General features: G+C 39.8%; 11 protein-coding genes and 1 pseudogene. 4 read left to right on the top strand and 8 right to left on the bottom strand.

Going from position 1 to position 16,807, the window contains the following annotated elements; all coding sequences use genetic code 11:
* The first annotated feature begins 1 nt into the window (after position 1).
* Positions 2 to 2,275, top strand: coding sequence for a glycoside hydrolase family 2 protein (locus tag PBAT_RS06905; protein ID WP_068647870.1), 2,274 nt, complete (start codon positions 2 to 4; stop codon positions 2,273 to 2,275).
* A 94-nt stretch (positions 2,276 to 2,369) separates the two neighbouring features.
* Here the strand turns inward: PBAT_RS06905 and PBAT_RS06900 are convergent, their stop codons facing one another.
* The 3 genes from PBAT_RS06900 to PBAT_RS06890 form a co-directional block, all read right to left on the bottom strand.
* On the bottom strand, positions 2,370 to 2,915 hold the full coding sequence (locus tag PBAT_RS06900) for a TetR/AcrR family transcriptional regulator (protein WP_068647868.1): 546 nt from the start codon (positions 2,913 to 2,915) through the stop codon (positions 2,370 to 2,372).
* A 490-nt stretch (positions 2,916 to 3,405) separates the two neighbouring features.
* Positions 3,406 to 4,845 (bottom strand): MFS transporter, encoded by a 1,440-nt coding sequence (locus PBAT_RS06895; RefSeq protein ID WP_338045661.1) that lies wholly within the window; start codon positions 4,843 to 4,845, stop codon positions 3,406 to 3,408.
* Positions 4,846 to 5,260: 415 nt separating this feature from the next.
* Positions 5,261 to 5,698: a MarR family winged helix-turn-helix transcriptional regulator gene (locus PBAT_RS06890; protein ID WP_068647866.1), complete on the bottom strand. Its 438-nt coding sequence runs from the start codon at positions 5,696 to 5,698 to the stop codon at positions 5,261 to 5,263.
* Between the two features lie 120 nt (positions 5,699 to 5,818).
* On the opposite strand from PBAT_RS06890, the gene PBAT_RS06885 reads away from it, so the two are divergent.
* Positions 5,819 to 6,406, top strand: coding sequence for an NAD(P)H-dependent oxidoreductase (locus PBAT_RS06885; RefSeq protein ID WP_068647864.1), 588 nt, complete (start codon positions 5,819 to 5,821; stop codon positions 6,404 to 6,406).
* A gap of 244 nt (positions 6,407 to 6,650) precedes the next feature.
* On the opposite strand, the pseudogene PBAT_RS06880 reads toward PBAT_RS06885, so the two are convergent.
* From PBAT_RS06880 to PBAT_RS06870, 3 genes and pseudogenes are all read right to left on the bottom strand, one after another.
* Positions 6,651 to 7,055 (bottom strand): annotated as a pseudogene (locus tag PBAT_RS06880) (methylglyoxal synthase); the annotation flags it as partial.
* A 420-nt stretch (positions 7,056 to 7,475) separates the two neighbouring features.
* Positions 7,476 to 10,613 (bottom strand): glycosyl hydrolase family 18 protein, encoded by a 3,138-nt coding sequence (locus PBAT_RS24645; RefSeq protein WP_084402872.1) that lies wholly within the window; start codon positions 10,611 to 10,613, stop codon positions 7,476 to 7,478.
* A gap of 286 nt (positions 10,614 to 10,899) precedes the next feature.
* Complete coding sequence (locus PBAT_RS06870; RefSeq protein WP_068647862.1) at positions 10,900 to 11,913, bottom strand: serine hydrolase domain-containing protein; 1,014 nt, start codon at positions 11,911 to 11,913, stop codon at positions 10,900 to 10,902.
* A gap of 181 nt (positions 11,914 to 12,094) precedes the next feature.
* Between PBAT_RS06870 and PBAT_RS06865 the strand changes: the two genes are divergently transcribed.
* Positions 12,095 to 13,078 carry a phosphotransferase enzyme family protein gene (locus tag PBAT_RS06865; protein WP_068647860.1) on the top strand — a complete coding sequence of 328 codons (984 nt, stop codon included), beginning with the start codon at positions 12,095 to 12,097 and terminating at the stop codon, positions 13,076 to 13,078.
* A 19-nt stretch (positions 13,079 to 13,097) separates the two neighbouring features.
* Here the strand turns inward: PBAT_RS06865 and PBAT_RS06860 are convergent, their stop codons facing one another.
* Together PBAT_RS06860 and PBAT_RS06855 are read right to left on the bottom strand one after the other, a co-directional pair.
* Complete coding sequence (locus PBAT_RS06860) at positions 13,098 to 13,949, bottom strand: leucine-rich repeat domain-containing protein (RefSeq protein WP_068647858.1); 852 nt, start codon at positions 13,947 to 13,949, stop codon at positions 13,098 to 13,100.
* Positions 13,950 to 13,971: 22 nt separating this feature from the next.
* Entirely contained in the window at positions 13,972 to 14,679 is a 708-nt protein-coding gene (locus PBAT_RS06855) for a Dph6-related ATP pyrophosphatase (protein ID WP_068647856.1), read from the bottom strand.
* A 397-nt stretch (positions 14,680 to 15,076) separates the two neighbouring features.
* Between PBAT_RS06855 and PBAT_RS06850 the strand changes: the two genes are divergently transcribed.
* The gene (locus PBAT_RS06850; protein ID WP_084402871.1) at positions 15,077 to 16,798 is read left to right on the top strand and encodes a methyl-accepting chemotaxis protein; all 1,722 of its coding nucleotides are present in this window, start codon (positions 15,077 to 15,079) and stop codon (positions 16,796 to 16,798) included.
* Positions 16,799 to 16,807 lie beyond the last annotated feature (9 nt).

Genomic DNA, 16,807 nt, shown 5'->3' with positions numbered 1-16,807 from the left:
AATGAGAAAGACACAAGCTTGGAATAATAACTGGCAGTTTATCAAAACAGACGGTGACTTTTATAATATTGAAATAGATGAATCACAATTTGAAGCAGTTACGTTACCCCATACATGGAATAACATCGATGGTCAGAGTACAGTCGATTATTATAAAGGAAAATGCTGGTACCGAAAGAATTTTGAAAAGCCTGTAGTGGAAAGTGAAGGCCGTATTCTCATACAATTCGAGGCAGTGGCTCAAGTTGCTGAAGTGTATGTAAACGGGAAGTTCGTGGTGGAGCATCGAGGTGGGTACTCAACATTCTTTGCCGATATTACAGAATATTTAGTAGAGGGTACCAATAATATCTCTGTTTCAGCAGATAATTCATCTAAAGATGTGTATCCCCAAAATTCTGATTTCACTTTCTATGGTGGTATATATAGACCTGTTACTTTAATAACCGTTTCAAATAATCATTTTTCATTCGATCAAGATGGAAGTGATGGGGTATTCCTTACTCCTAATGTTAATGGATACGTAGATGTGGCGGGATTCGTTGCAGGTCAGAATAATGGTAAAGTAATATGCAAAATTAGTGATTCTCTTGGAACCCTTGCAGGAACAGGAGAAATTGATGTACATCATGGACAGTTCCAGTTAAACGTGTCCGTTCCCAATCCACACTTATGGCAAGGAGTAGAAGATCCATATCTCTATACCGCTATTGTTGAACTAAGTGTTGCGGGAGTAATCGTGGATAGTTTGTCTTATCGCATTGGCTTCAGAAGCTATCAGATTGACCCCAATAAAGGGTTTATTCTCAATGGGATAGAGACGCCTTTAAGAGGCGTTGCCAAACACCAATGTCGAGAAGATAAGGGAATTGCTGTGTCATATGCAGATCAGATCGAAGATATGGAACTCATTGCAGAGATGGGAGCCAATACGATCCGTTTAGCTCACTATCAACATGCAGCCATGACGTATGATTTGTCTGATGAAATGGGCATGGCTTTATGGGCAGAAATTCCTTTCACTACCGTATTTGAGCCATCTAAAGAATGTAGAGACAATGCTACAAGCCAAATGATAGAGTTAGTTAGACAAAATTATAATCATCCTTCAATCATCGTATGGGGAATCGGAAATGAACTGAGTCTCGGTGGGGAAAGTGAAGCACTTTATGATGAGCTACGTGCATTAAATGATTTAACGCATACACTAGATCCTACTAGATTAACTGCTTTAGCCAATGCATCTATAACTAAATTAGGTGCTCCATTAAGAAGTATTACGGATGTCATTGGTTATAATCAATATCTTGGATGGTATAATGGGACAATTGAAGATAACGCTGCATGGATGGATCAAATTCATGAAGAAGATCCGAATATACCTGTTGGGATTAGTGAGTATGGCGCAGATTCGGTTATGAAATGGCATAGTTCGGAGCCGCGTAAAAAAGATTATACGGAAGAATATCAAGCACTTTATCATGAAGGAAATGTTAAATATATAACCGACCGACCGTTTCTATGGGCAACACATGTGTGGAACATGTTTGATTTCGCTGCAGCATTTCGAGATGAAGGTGGATCAGTTGGGCGTAACAATAAAGGGATGGTAACCTTTGATAGAAAGACGAAGAAAGAAGCCTTTTATCTCTATAAAGCATATTGGTCCAAAGACAAGTTCGTTCACATTTGTGGAAGAAGATATGTTAAACGGGCTGAAGAGCAGATTGAGGTTAAGATCTATTCCAACTGTGATGAAGTAACCTTATCCGTGAATAATGGTCATAAGATGACACAAAAAGGCGATAAAATCTTTATTTTTAGCGGCATTCCGCTAGAAATGGGAGAAAATACGTTACTTGTGACAGCACCGGGTGGTTATGCTGATCATATCGTATTGGAAAGATTAGAAGAACCAAATGCTGATTATATCTTACCTGTCGTTGAAGTGGTATTGAGTGATGAAGTAGAGCAGTGGTTCGTTAATTTGGTTCCAAAAAGTGCAGAACTTACTTTCCCAGAAGGATATTATAGTGTGAAGGATGACTTTGATACCTTGCTGTCAAATCCGGAAGCAACAGAAGCCTTACAAACCTTAATATTTGAGCCTATTCGCATTGATAGTGAGGCTACTGGAATAGAAAATACGATGAAGGATGTTGCTACTAAAGCAGGAAGTATCACATTTGAAACAATTTGGGACTTCCTCGGGAAGAGACTACCAAGTACAGCATTATATTTGCTAAATGAAAGATTGACACAAATTAAAAAATAAGCAAAAAAAATGATTTCCATTATTCGGAATCATCTTTTTTTTGCAGATATATTTAGCATGCTCTGTTGTATGTCCATTGCGTGCGTTCGACAAACTACTGGTTAAATTCTACGAGGGTATTTTTAAAAATGTTTCCAATTACAACACAGGCTTCCTCTTGGTCAGCAACATTATTGAAATAATCAAGCCCAATGGAAATTAACCCACCATTTAAGTACTCCAAAGTTATCTTAAACTTTTGATTATCTTTTAATTCGGGACGTACTCTATATATAGCTTGGAGATGGGCAGCTTCCATTTTTCTAAACAATATTTCTTTTCGGGCATTTCTAACAAGATAAGTGCTTAGCGGTTGCAGTGAGATAAAGGTACTCGTTATTGTTTTAACATATTGCACAGGGTCTGTGAAAATAGTCAAAACATTATCTGCACTAGCAATGTATTGCTCTACCAATTCATTCTCAATATGGTCGACCAAAGCATATATATCTTCAAAGTGCCGGTAGAATGTGGTTTTATTAATCATGGATAGATCTGTAAGTTCTTTTATGGTGATTTTTTCAATTCGCTTTGTTTCAATGAGTTGTTTAAAAGCATTCATAATGATGATTTTCGTTTTGTAAACTCTTTTATCCAACATGGATCCGACCTTCCCACTAGAAACATCTGTGTTAATACGTTTATGTCTGTGCATTTCCCTAAATATCTTCATAAAATGATACTTAATAGCTATTCTATCACAATTGCTCCTAGTATCACTGTCATATATTGCCTTATTTAAAGTGTGGACTGATATTTATATTATATATCGGACAATCGATGAGCGTTATCGATAAGACCACGGTTTGACTTTGTTTGCAAACGTGAAAGTGGGAAGTTTTTTTGTGAAAAAAAAGATAAAATTATGGTACGTATGCACCTAAATTTTGTAATAGAGGAGATATTCTGCTGGAGTATGGAGGGTGTGGCGAATTGCAATGATCTGACGATTGGGACGTGTAGGGAATGTACTATAGTTACTGGGGCCATTGAGGGATTAAATAGGACAAGAGGGGGTATACGTAATATCAAGAAGTGGAGGGACGATTCTTGTGTGAAAATAAAACAGCACAAGAATCGTCCCTTAGTTTCTAGTTTCCGTTCTTACTTTCATTTGCTAATGCTATTAACTTTCTCTTTTCAGCTAAATCAATTGGCAATTGATTTGTACGTTGTTTATTGAGTGGATATAAGAATCCTAATAGTAAGAAAATAATTAAATACAGAACCCCTGGTGCTAGCGTCGAAAGCGAATATATACCGTTGATTGCGGCTTCTGTCTGTACTTGTACTGTGGAATCATATCCAACAGCAGCAATCGCGACCCCACCGATCCCACCAGCTAGAGCCTGACCTACTTTTCGAGTCATTGATGCAATAGAGTATACGGTTGCATCTTCTCTAAATCCAGTTAAATATTCATGATAATCGATTACATCTGTAATGAACGCCCAGCTCGTTAGACCGAAGAAACAAAATGCAAACATAGCAACGCCTGTAATAATAATAAATTGAATGGCCGTTAAGTCATTTAAGAAGAATAGAAGCAGATAAAGAAGTGCAGCAATTAAAAGGCCAGTAGATGCAACTTCCTTTTTCCCAAACTTTTTCACAAGCGGTTTCACTAATGGGACTGCAAGAATCATAGAGATAATTTGAACGAGTCCTACCATACTTAGTGCTCCTGCGTTGCCGAAATACTCTTTAAATAAATACGTGTTAACTGTATTAACTAGCAATGAACTCAACACAGATACGAGCATGGAGACTACGATCCAGATGAAGGGTTTATTTTTCAATAGATTTTTCATTGATTTACTGAAATGCCCTTTTTCTTTAGGAAGGTCAGGTGCTACAATACGCTCCGTCGTTAATTTATAACAAGCCATGTAACAAGCAACGGCAAGAACAGCAAAGATAGCGGCAGCCATGAATAAACGATTGGCATCAATCTTATTATCAACAAATACAATGAGTGGAGCAATGACACCAACGACGATACCTGCCAACAAAGAACCTGTTGTTCTCCAAGTAGATAAAGTGGTTCGCTCTACGGGATCATCTGTAATGACAGAAGCCATGGATCCATAAGGAATAGTAACTGTACTATATAACGTTCCCCAAACAATATATGTTACGAAAGCCCATGCGAGATAAAAACCATCGGACATACCTGGAATATGTACGAACATCAGTAAGCCTGTGATTACAAGAGGGAGAGACATTCTAAAAATCCATGGTTTAAATTTACCGTTTATCGTCGTCTTTCTTGAATCAATAAACCTTCCCCATGCGACATCGGCAAAACCATCCCATAACCGTGCAATTAAAAAGATAACACCAACGGCTGCAGCACTAATATGAAAAACATCTGTATAAAAAACCATTAAGTAACTACTAACTAACAGGAAAAAGAAATCGTTTCCAAGATCGCCAAATAAATAACCGAATTTATCTCTCTTGCCAAACGGACGTACGGTTTGCCCCTGTAATTTTACAGACTTATTGAGCTCTAATTGATTCATACTCATTGTATATCCTCCTAAGGTGAAAATAGAATGTCATGCTTCTTTGTTCCAAATCCGTTCATATTCAATTAAATTATTTATATGTAGTCAATCTTTTGCTTCTTTCATATTGTAAAATATTAAAAAATAACTTATAAGAATCAATTTGTTCTATTAGTAGGATATGCAACTAATTTTGAAAACGGTTTCATTATGCTGTCGTATACAAATTATAAATCTTGCCGGACAAACTTTAGCATGTTCCGCTATTGACAGCGCGGATAATCATATATAAATATAGGAAAATGTACTGTCAGTTATAGGAAGGAATCGGGATCGATTTAAGCGGCACTCATAGTAGAAAGAGCACCCCTTAGACAGGAGTGCCCTTTGAATATCGTTGAAATGTTATTCCTTCATGGAGGAATGGTAACCTGAATCATTTATCTCCATAAAACACCTTAGATTGAAGCACATCTAGCGCCCGCTGGATCTCTTCAAGTTCTTCAGCGGAAGCATCCTTGATTCGATCTAGAAAACGTCCACCTATCCGATGAAAGGCCTCATTCATCATCGCTTGTCCTACTTCAGAAAGCCGAATCAATTGCTTACGGCGATCCTCAGCAACATCGAACTTCTCACAGAGATTCTTCTCAGTTAATTTCTTGAGCTCACGGCTCGTGTTCGGCATGGATATATGCTTACAATCGCTTATTTGACTCAGAGTAACGGGTTGGCTAACCGCAATATACTCCAGAATACTATATTGAACGGGCGTAATATCATTCGGTTTAATATCTTTGGTTAATTCATACGTCACTTCATGTACCGATGTCGCAAAGGTCACAAATTTTTGGAAAAACACTTCTTGATCCACAAGCCTCACCTCTTAATGAAACAATAACAAACTGATTATCACAATACAATTATCATTTGACAACTAAAAGATATTCGTGATACCATTTAGTTATCAAATGATAATTAATGGGGTGGAGCAATGAAAGTCTTAGTCATTTATACGCATCCGAATCACAAGAGTCTAAGTTATGCATTTTTGAAAAAAGTCATACAAGGCAGCAGCGAGAACATACATATCGCGGACGTACAGGTGCTTGATTTATATGAAGAGGGATTTGATCCGGTTCTTATGTTTAATGAAAACAAACGTAGGAGAGATATGCACATCGATCCCAAGCTTGCGAAATATCGTGAACAAATTCTGAATGCGGATAAGATTGTGTTCGTGTATCCTATCTGGTGGGGACGACCTCCCGCAATGCTCTTGGGTTATATCGATCAAATGTTTGCTTCCAATTTTGCATACAAGGATAAGGGTGGTATGTTACCAGAAGGGTTACTGAAGGGTAAATCGGTGGTCTGCATATCCACCATGAAAGGGCCTAAGTTCTATCCTTTATATTGGTTGAATAATGCGCATAAAGTGCTCATGAGAAAGGCTTTGTTTCAATATGTGGGTATAAGGAAAGTGAAATTCTTCGAATTTGGAAGTATGGAAAGTTCGAAGGGGAGGCATGAGAAGAAATTAAACCAGGTCTTTCAGTATTTCAAATCGGTAGCTCATTAGCACGTCTAGTGTTACTCCTTTCTGGAGAAGGGGTAGATATATGGTATATAAATGCGCTCATGAGAGAAGGAATCCACCTCGATATACTGAGGTGGATTCCTTCCTTTTTACGTCGTCTTAGATTATTCGATTTTATTTATAATTATTGGGATTCTGCGGTAGGAAGGTTAGTATCGCTCAAATATTCTGTTTGTGCCGTGGCCTTAGGTTCAACTGGTTTTATTTTACGGTGAGCAATATTTGTAGGGCGGCATTGATGGATGACCTCGCGCCAGCTGAAATCTCCTCGTTCGAGTGCGTGTACAAGTAACTCGGCAGTTGCCATGTTGGTTGCTACAGGGATACCGTATACATCGCATAGTCGGAGTAAAGCGGTAATGTCCGGTTCATGTGGTTGCGCAACAAGGGGGTCACGAAAGAAAATTAATAAGTCCAGTTCATTCTTAGCGACCATAGCACCGATTTGCTGGTCACCGCCAAGCGGTCCTGACATGAATCTTACAATATCTAGATTTGTATTTGTCATAATTAATCCGCCGGTTGTGCCAGTAGCAAACAATGTATGCTTCTCGAACAAGGACTGATAAGCAATAACGAATTGAATCATTTCGTCTTTCTTGTGATCATGAGCAACGAAAGCGACATTCATAGCTATCCACCCTTTCAATTTCCCGTTAATGTTATTTTAATTAACACAAGAATAACATTTTTTTCAATAAAAAACAAGAAATTAATGGAATTTAACTTTTAAAAAGAAAAAATGGACACAAATTAAGTTTGTATGTTATATAATATAACACAATATATAACATGGATATAACGTTAAAAGTTTTGGCATCACCTACTTTATAGGAATAGTAACGAGTAAATATCGACATTATTGGAGGCAACGTTTATTGGGATGTAATAGCGAATATGATGCAGGTGAAGATGGCAATAGGTAGATCTCATAGTTGGAAAATGGCTGAGATGAGAGGTGAAAGACGCAAAAAAATCCCTAGTTATGCAATCGAAAACAACCGTAGGGTTGTTCCCGATTACGTACTAAGGGATCACTATTGTGTAAGAATTACTTGATACTAGCGTTCAGTTGCGTACACTCTGCTGCCGTCACGTTCTCACCGCAAACGGCAATTTGGTTCTGCGGTTTACCATCTGCCAAGTCGCTAGTAAGGGTATTGCCAAGGGCGTGATTTAGTGCGTTCAGGTTGTAGCCGTTGTCTTGCTCAAATTGCCATCCAAATATGCCTGCTAAGCCATGATCCTTAGCATATTGAGCCTTCAGCGCGACAGTACGAGGGGTCTCGATACTGATGAACGAGCCGATCGTTGGGTTGACTAAATAGTCGGCATTTGCCGCTTTATCGGTGTATAGGCGGTAACCATTTTTCGGTTTCATATCTTTATCAAGGAAATTTTGATAGAGATCGTATCCTTCTATAACACCAGCTTCCCATGATGCGACACCCGCAATGCCTAAGATCAGAGGGGCACCCGTCGCATTCAGATTTCCGAAGGTAGATGATCCGACCAAACCATTGGTATACTCGGTAATGTCACCGGTTTTTATTGCCTTGGAACGGTGATAATTGGCGATTCCGATCATAATTTTGTTGGCTGGCACGCTATGGTTGGTTAGATATTGCACGATAGCGTCAACAGAGAGCTGGACCTGATTGCCACTTGCATCTTTCAGGTTTGGATTGTTATAGAGCGAAGTGTGGTGCCCTAATTTACGATCCCATGCGCCAGTGAAATCATAGGTCATAGCGTATAAGCGGTTGAGATATGGGCTCACTTGCGCCCAGTCTATCTTATCGAGTGCAGCTTGGCTTGCTGGAATTGCACTTGATAGTCGGTATTGTTTGCCTGTTTTAAGTGAAAGCCAATCCATACCGGCACGTAAATCTTTTATAAGCTGAAGGTAATTCTGTGCATCCTCAGGACGGGACATGCCTATAACAGCACCATCTGTGCCTGGATATTCCCAATCGATATCAATGCCATCAAATTCGAACTGTTCTAAGAAACGAACAACAGAATCAACAAAGACTTTGCGACGTGTTGCATCAGAAGCCATCCAACCGAAACCTTCACTCAGCGTCCATCCACCTACAGACAAATCGAGCTTCAGGTTTGGATTGTTCTTGCGAAGTTGATAGATGACGCCGAACACGCCTCGCACATCTTTGGGATCAAGATCGTACATGCTCTCCGTACCCGTCAGACTGCCTGCTGTTTGACCAGGTTGTAGGCGAAGAAATGCCGCTTCAAAGTCAGCTACGGCCATGGCACCGTCAGGCAAATTGCTTTGTTTACAGGTGCGGTTAGCTGCTGCTGGAGCAGTAGTTGGGAAACCGGGATCTTGCGTATTCTTGGCAGCTGGGTAGCAGATACCGGCAAAGCCGTATACAATACGATCCACATTCTTCGCAGCTAATTTATTGAAATCAAATCGACGGCCGTAAAGTCCCCAATCGCCCATATATTCAACGACTTCTTGACCTGCGCTGCGGCTATAAACGTTGTTCTGAAGCGGAAGCGTTCCTGAAGCAAGCTTCGATCCGCGAGCACCGTTGTCTGCATCGAATCCAGGATGATTACCTCCAGGGTCTGTCGAAGGGTCAATACCTCCGCGAGTTCCCCCCGTTCCTGTACCTGATACGGGATGCGCTGCGGCTATCGGACCAGATGGCTTCACAACACCAGCATTAGGATTCCCGTTAACAGGGGTAGGTTGACCATAATCAATGGTGTTGGGTATAGACACGGGGCAGAGGGTAGAGTCAGCTATACCGACAAGTTCCCACATATGATAAATCGTATCGTCGGGTGCGATGCCGTGAACATCGGATAGTGCACGATATGCTTTGCCGTTATAACCGACGATTTTGTCTTTGGAGTATATCTTGTTCGCAGCATATACGGATGCGCAATAAGGTGTTGTCGGAGCTGGAGTTCCGGGATCAACAGTTACGACTCGCCATAATGTAGGCGCATTTGGTGGTTCCCATCCCACCAAGGAGGTATGTGCAAAGGTATTCTGATAGTTCTTCCCATTGTAACTAACAATGTCTCCGAGTTTATAGGAAGTATTAGGCTGCCATGCGTTACTGCCGACAGGTGTCGTTACGGAGACAACATTGCTCGCAGGGGAAAGGTTCCCGGCTGCATCTTTGGCTATAACCTTGAAGGTGTAGGTCGTATTTGCTGTTAATCCACTAATCGTAGCTGTTGTATTGGTCGTAGATAATGAAAGTGTTGTACCGTTAAATACGTCGTATCCAGTAATGCCTATGTTATCGGTGGAAGCACTCCAAGATAAGGATACGCTGATTGATGTTGTACCGGTAGTTGCTAAGTTGGCTGGAGCAGTAGGTGGTTGTGTATCAATGACGATGGCTGTTGTGGTTACATTAACTGTGTTACTAGCAGGCGATAAGTTCCCGGCTGCGTCTTTGGCATTGACCGTGAAAGTGTAAGATGTGTTCGCTGTCAATCCGCTGATTGTTGCCGTTGTATTGACCGTAGAGAAAGAAAGTGTTGAACCATTGTATACGTCGTATCCAATGACGGCTACGTTATCTGTAGAAGCGGTCCAGGATAAAGACACACTGGATGATGTTGTAGCTGTAGTTGCTAAGTTGGCTGGAGCGGTAGGTGGCTGTGTATCCACGACGATGGCTGTTGTGGTTACGCTGAGTATGTTACTAGCAGGCGATAAGTTCCCGGCTGCATCCTTCGCTTTGACCGTGAAATCGTATGTCGTATTGGCCGTCAATCCAAGGACGGTCGCACTAGTGGTATTAACGGTGGCTGCCGGTTGCGAGCCTAAGTATACAATGTAATCGCTTACAGATACATTGTCAGTGGAGGCTCCCCATGAAAGAGTTACGCTTGTGGGAGTTACACTCGTTGCGGTTACATTACTTGGAGCTGTTGGAGATTGAGAATCGACGGTGGTTGTCTTTAACCACAGCGCAGGAACGTTAGATGGCTCCCATCCTGGTAAAGATTGATGATTCTGTCGGCATGCATACGTACTTCCTCCGTACGTTACAGTATCGCTTGTCGTATAAGCTGTGTAAGGTGCCCATGCTCCTCGATCGGCGGCATAAGATGTGGCGGGAAAAATCGGCAGTAGCGTTAAAAGAAGTGCGACAACGATCGATAAAATGAATGCCTTACTCATTGAACCTTTTCTCATCCTTCACAACGTCCCCTTCCATATTATGATTAAATAATCCAATATTTGTATTACAAAATGATCTTTATTCTTATTGGTCAGAAGATATAACTTCTTTCTGAGCGTAAATAAAATATTTTCTTTATTTTGACTGAGGGACAAACATATACCCAACCTGAATGTATTATGTGAAATAGATGTGAAATTAGTGCTATGGGTTGCTAGAAGAGAAATTTACGGAATAAATAACAAACCCCCGACCTCGAGAGGTCCGGGTAATGGGTCATATGTATTATTGTAACATCCGTTAGCCGAGAGTTTTGATTGGACTTTCTTGAATGATATCGGATATTTTCTTCCCGATTTCACTGACATCCTGGGCGATATTACTGAGGACATGTACACAAAGACCACAATCTATAAACCTTAAGAGAATGGAGGTGAATCCAGGAATACCACCGGTGTGAGTAACTAATTTACCATAGGGGGTCTCTTGAATTACCCAGCCGTAACCATAAAGATAATCTTGCTCGCCTTTGAAAGGGGTGAACATTTGATCGATAGAGGATTTACCTAATAGTTGATTCGTATAAAGAGCTTGATCCCAAATATGCAGATCTTCAACTGTGGAAATAATAGCTCCTGCAGAGTAGGCATTGGTGGAATTAAAGAATGGAGCGTTTAAGAGTGTTCCTTCTTCGCTGAGGTGATATCCTGCTGCACGTAAATCTAATATGTAATCGGGACGGTCTAATCGAGAATCCTTCATTCCAAGTGGCTCAAAGATATGTTCTTGTAAGTATTGATCATAGGATTGCCCTGTAATTTGCTCTAAGATGGAACCCAAAAGAATATAGCCGGAATTGGAGTATTTGTATTGTTCGCCAGGCGAGAAATCCAATTCTTTCTGTGAGAAACGTTCCATTATTTCCTCTGGAGTAGAAGGATGAACGGCCCATTCAAGCATATGAGGATCATCTGTATAGTTGGCGATACCCGAGGTATGTGTCAGTAAGTGATGGATCGTGATGTGATCGCCATTTGTATAATCGGGATAATATTTACTAAGAGGATCTTCAAGATGTAGTTGCCCCAGTTCTACCAATTGTAGAATACACACAGCGGTAAATGTTTTGGTAATAGAAGCAATTCGGAATTTAGTCTTAGTTGTGTTATCTACGGAAAGTTCAATATTTGCTTTCCCAAAGGCATTGGAATAGACAACCTCACCATGTAATGAAGCTAAGATAGCTCCGGAGAATTTATGGTCTTGAGCTAACGGCTCTAAATAGGCATTCATTTTCTCTGTTATCTGTGACACTGAACAGTCCTCCTTTTAAAATAATGGTTCACACTTCATGCTAAGGGTAAAATTGGTAAAATACAAGCTGCGTATACACCGTACCGTTATAGAGCCTAAATAGGATATAAACAATATTAATCACACAAATACCAAGTTATGGTAGTATGGTGTTTATATCGTAAAATAAGGAGGGGTATCATTGAGTCTATTTCCCGTGACATACTCACTCTTGTCACAAGAAGCATTATTATCGCATATTAAAGATCATTATGAGGTCCATGAACCCGTAAGTCTTCAGTATTTCCTAAGGGGAATGAATGACACTTATGTATTAACAACTGGGCAAGGGAAATATATTTTCAGAGTATATCGTGCGGATAGGAGGAATTATTCAGAGATTGCATTTGAGTTAGATGTATTGCGTGACCTCCATGTGAAAGGTGCGAACGTTTCAGTACCCATTAACAGAAAAGATGGGACGTTTATTAACGATTTTAATGTCGTAGAAGGTGTAAAGCATGGGGTTATGTTTAGTTATGCCGAAGGTGTTGAAAGGCCTATTCATGCGATAGAAGATAGTTATTTGTTTGGACAAGCAGTTGCACAAATTCACAAAGAGACTGACAACTTTAGTAGTGAACACGTAAGGGGAAATCTTGATTTTGAGCATCTGATTGAGAAACCGTTAGATACTATCAGGTCACATATGGAACACCGCCAAGAGGATTATGATTTTCTGCATGACCTTGCTATGCAATTAAAGGCACAGATTGTAAACCATCTGGAAGAAGGATTAGACTGGGGATTATGTCATGGCGATTTGCATGGTAACACTAATGTAGCCTTTACGGACGAGGGTACACTGACACATTATGACTTCGATATTTGTGGTTATGGATGGAGAGCATATGATATTGCAGAATTCAGATTAGCAAGAGAAATACATAGTGGGCACAATAAGGATGAGGTTGAGAAGTTATGGGATGCATTTCTAAAGGGATACAGGGACATAAGATTTATTAGCGACAATGATATTAACGTCGTCCCTGTATTTGTTGCACTTAGACAGCTTTGGCTCTTAGGTTTATGTTTCAGTGAATCCGAGCTTATAGGAGAGGCAGACTTTGATCAGGGATTTGTGGATAGTAAGATGGATTATTTCAGGAACTTAGATATCTGTTAAAATGATTTGAACAAAGGATTTATTTATAAACAATGCATCCCTTGTTCTCTAATAGCTCTAATGTTCTCGTTACTTTAAAGTTGTGATTCCATCTCAGATCGAGTTTCTCCAATTGTTTAAGGTTTAGAATAGCATTCGGAATTTCCTGTATATTATTCTCTCTTAAATCAAGTTCGATGAGGTTGTCTAATTCACCGATTTCTTCGGGAAGTTCATTTATTTGATTTGTTCGAAGGTTTAGTCTTCGCAATTTTTTCAGTTTACCGATGGACGTAGGAAGCGCTGCTAATTTATTATCACTTAAATCCAGTATTCGGAGTTCTTCCAATGCTCCGATATTTTCTGGCAAGTAGATTAATTGGTTACCATAGAGATGTATTTCTCTCAAACCTCTTATATTTGTTATCGAATCAGGTAGGGTCTCAAGTTGGTTATTATATAATCGTAATTCAATGAGACTTGTCATTTCACCTATACTGTGAGGTAACTTTGTCAATTTATTATCTGTTACATTCAAATATTTGAGTTGTTGAAGAGCACAAAGCTGTTCTGGAAGATGTTCAAACTGATTATTACTCAGATATAGAAAGGAATCTAATCCTTGTAACTTTCCAATCGTCTCGGGTAATACCTTCAGTTTATTATGACCTAAATCTAGCATTCTTAAATGGATTAATTGTTCAATTTTCTCAGATAAGACCTCAATATCATTTCCTGCATAATTTAATACTTCTAACTCATTATGAATGAAGAGCCTCTCAGGGATTTCTTTAATGTGGTTGTTATACATACTTAGTTCCAAGAGTCCATGGGTCTCAAATATGATGTTTGGCGTTTCTGTTAATCCTTTTCCGTCAAAATTATACTTCATGCCATTTGTCTCCTTTGCTCATTTAATATTCTCCAACGGGCATCTGATCTAGTTCCAATGGTAAGAAAGCATAATTGCCATCCTTTACAATCGTACATTTACGAACAGGAATAGGATTGTTAAAGATGGGTCCATCTATGACTGTGGTATGGAATTCCCCACCTTCTCCACATGGGTCAATACCACGAGCTTCGAGTTCCTGTACATATTCATGGGTTAACGTTCGTCCTAAATCATCTTCACGCATGCCTAAGGATAAATTTACTGTTACTACGATCGTATTAAATCCAAGATTGATAAACTCTTCAACTGCTTCTTTATGATCCATTTCCCATAGAGGCATCCCAAGCTTTAATCCAGCATTTCTCGTTACCTTGTCATGCCAACATCCATGAGCAGGCATATCCAAGTCACCAGTTACTAACACTTCTGCACCTTGATTCTTAGCATGTTCCAAGAGGCGCATGAACACGTCTTCATAATCTGTCCAACTTGAAGCAGCAGTATATACGGGTAGACCTATAGATTCAGCTTGAGCACGAATAAGCTCTGGGGGCATTCCATGGGATCTAGAACGCTTCCCTTCTTCCTCCAACATCACGATCAATCCAACGGGCGTTCCCATGTTCATTGCTTTATATAGAGATAACACACTATCCTTTCCTCCACTGAACGAAGCTACGAAGGGATGCCCGACAGCGCCATTTTTCCAATCTATATTTTCTACCATTATGATCTTTCCCCTTTATTGTTATGACTGTTTTTCATTACCTGTAGATTAACCAATCTGATGCTTTATATATGATGTGGTATCACAATCTATATATTCATACTATCACTTATTTTATAGGTCAAGTAATCCTGGTGAAAGTGTGTATAAATTAATTGACTTGAACTGGGATATGGGTGTAAATAAATATATATATTAACCATTTTTAGGTCACGATTATAGCTCATTTAGTATGCATGTATTCACTCCAGGGTTATATTCTAATTGTTTCACACGGTTATTCTGGTAATTATGGTGAAATAATAGGTGTTTTTTCTTTCGTAACCGTTTTCAGTTCAATTAATTAATTAAATCAAAACCTATTAAGGTACGCCACAGAAGAGGAGAACAACAAACTATGAATCGTTTATCAGAAATGCTCTCAACAATGTCTATTCGCACACGACTCTTTCTTCTTTGCATGTTGATTTTGATTGGATCGTTTGTGGTAATGGGTTATCAGCAAGGTGTAAGAGTAACTACTCTGATCGAAGGGGAGGCACTTGAGAAGGCGCAATCTGATTTACAGATGGGTATGGAAATGATCGATACGAAATATCCAGGGTCGTGGCATGTGGAAGAGGACAAGTTATATAAAGGCGAAACGTTAATCAATAATAACTTTGAGATTGTTGACGCAATAGGCAAATTGACGAATGGGGATACTTCTACGATATTTTTAGGCGATACACGGGTAACGACAAGCGTTATTGTTGATGGCAAACGTGCAGTGGGGACTAAAGTGTCAGCTAATGTTGCTGATCAGGTTCTCAAAGAGGGCCAAGTGTACTTAGGCCAAGCTAATGTTGTAGGTCATACTTACCAGGCTGCGTACATGCCAATCAAGGATTCTAGTGGGAAAGTTATTGGGATATGGTATGTGGGTGCCCCTGATGCGAATGAACGTATTCAACAAATTAAGAAGGACATGATGACGGAACTGGTGGTTCAAGGGATAATTATTCTTTTTATCGCTCTATTGCTGTATTTCGTGCTCACACGCCCTATGGTTAATCGAATTCAGGATTCGGCTCGTGTGCTTCAAATTATCGCGAATGGTGACCTCACCTCTAATGATCTGCAAACGAAAAGTAAAGATGAAACAGGATTATTAATACAATCTGTTAATAAGGTAGCGAAGGATCTTCGATCTGTACTTACACAGGTTAAAGAAGCTTCTGTACTCGTTGCGTCTTCTTCACAAGAGTTGGCTGCAAGCACAGAAGAGACGAGTAAAGCAACAGAACAGATTAACCTAGCTGTTCAGGAAGTAGCCATAGGATCAGAGAAACAATTGTCCAGCATCAAGCATTCTACCGAATCTGTCCTGGAAATTTCAAGAGGGATGGATCAAGTGGCTAATGCAATCCAGACAATGGCTGATTATTCATCTATAGCAAATGATAATGCTAGATTAGGTACTCAAGTTGTGTCTCACAATATAGAACATATGAATCTCATGCAACAGACGGTTGAAGAAGCAGCAAATGCTATTCAAATATTAGAGGGCAAATCTAAGGAAATCGACCTGATCATTGTTGCCATTACACAAATTGCGAATCAAACGAATCTATTGGCTCTCAATGCTGCCATCGAAGCTGCGCGTGCAGGTGAACATGGTAAGGGATTTGCTGTAGTTGCCTCGGAAGTGAAGAAGCTAGCTTATCAATCTGGGAAATCAGCAGAACAAGTGCGTGAGCTAATTGGGCAAATTCAAGCTGATTCTTATCGAGCGGTACTTGCAATGAATCAAGGGACGAAGGTCGTTCAACAAGGCATGCAGCAAGTTCAGCAATCAGGTATTGCCTTTAATGATATATCCAATGCCATTGCTGAGATCTCATCACAATCTCAAGAAGTATCGGCTATTGTAGAACAAGTACAATCAAATTCCCATGAAGCAGTAAATATAATGGAGCGGATCGCTTCGATCTTACAACAGTCAACAGATAATACCCAAAATGTAGCTTCATCAGTAGAAGAGCAAAATGCATCAAGTGAGGAAATTTCGGCATCAGTTGCTTATTTGAGTAATATGGCAGAGGAATTACAAGCGTTAATAGGGAAATTCAAGGTATAAGAGTAACAA

Origin of the sequence: Paenibacillus antarcticus, from assembly GCF_001637225.1 — a bacterium.
In the GTDB taxonomy this organism is placed as follows: domain Bacteria; phylum Bacillota; class Bacilli; order Paenibacillales; family Paenibacillaceae; genus Paenibacillus_AQ; species Paenibacillus_AQ antarcticus.
This window is presented reverse-complemented; position numbering and strand designations above follow the sequence as displayed.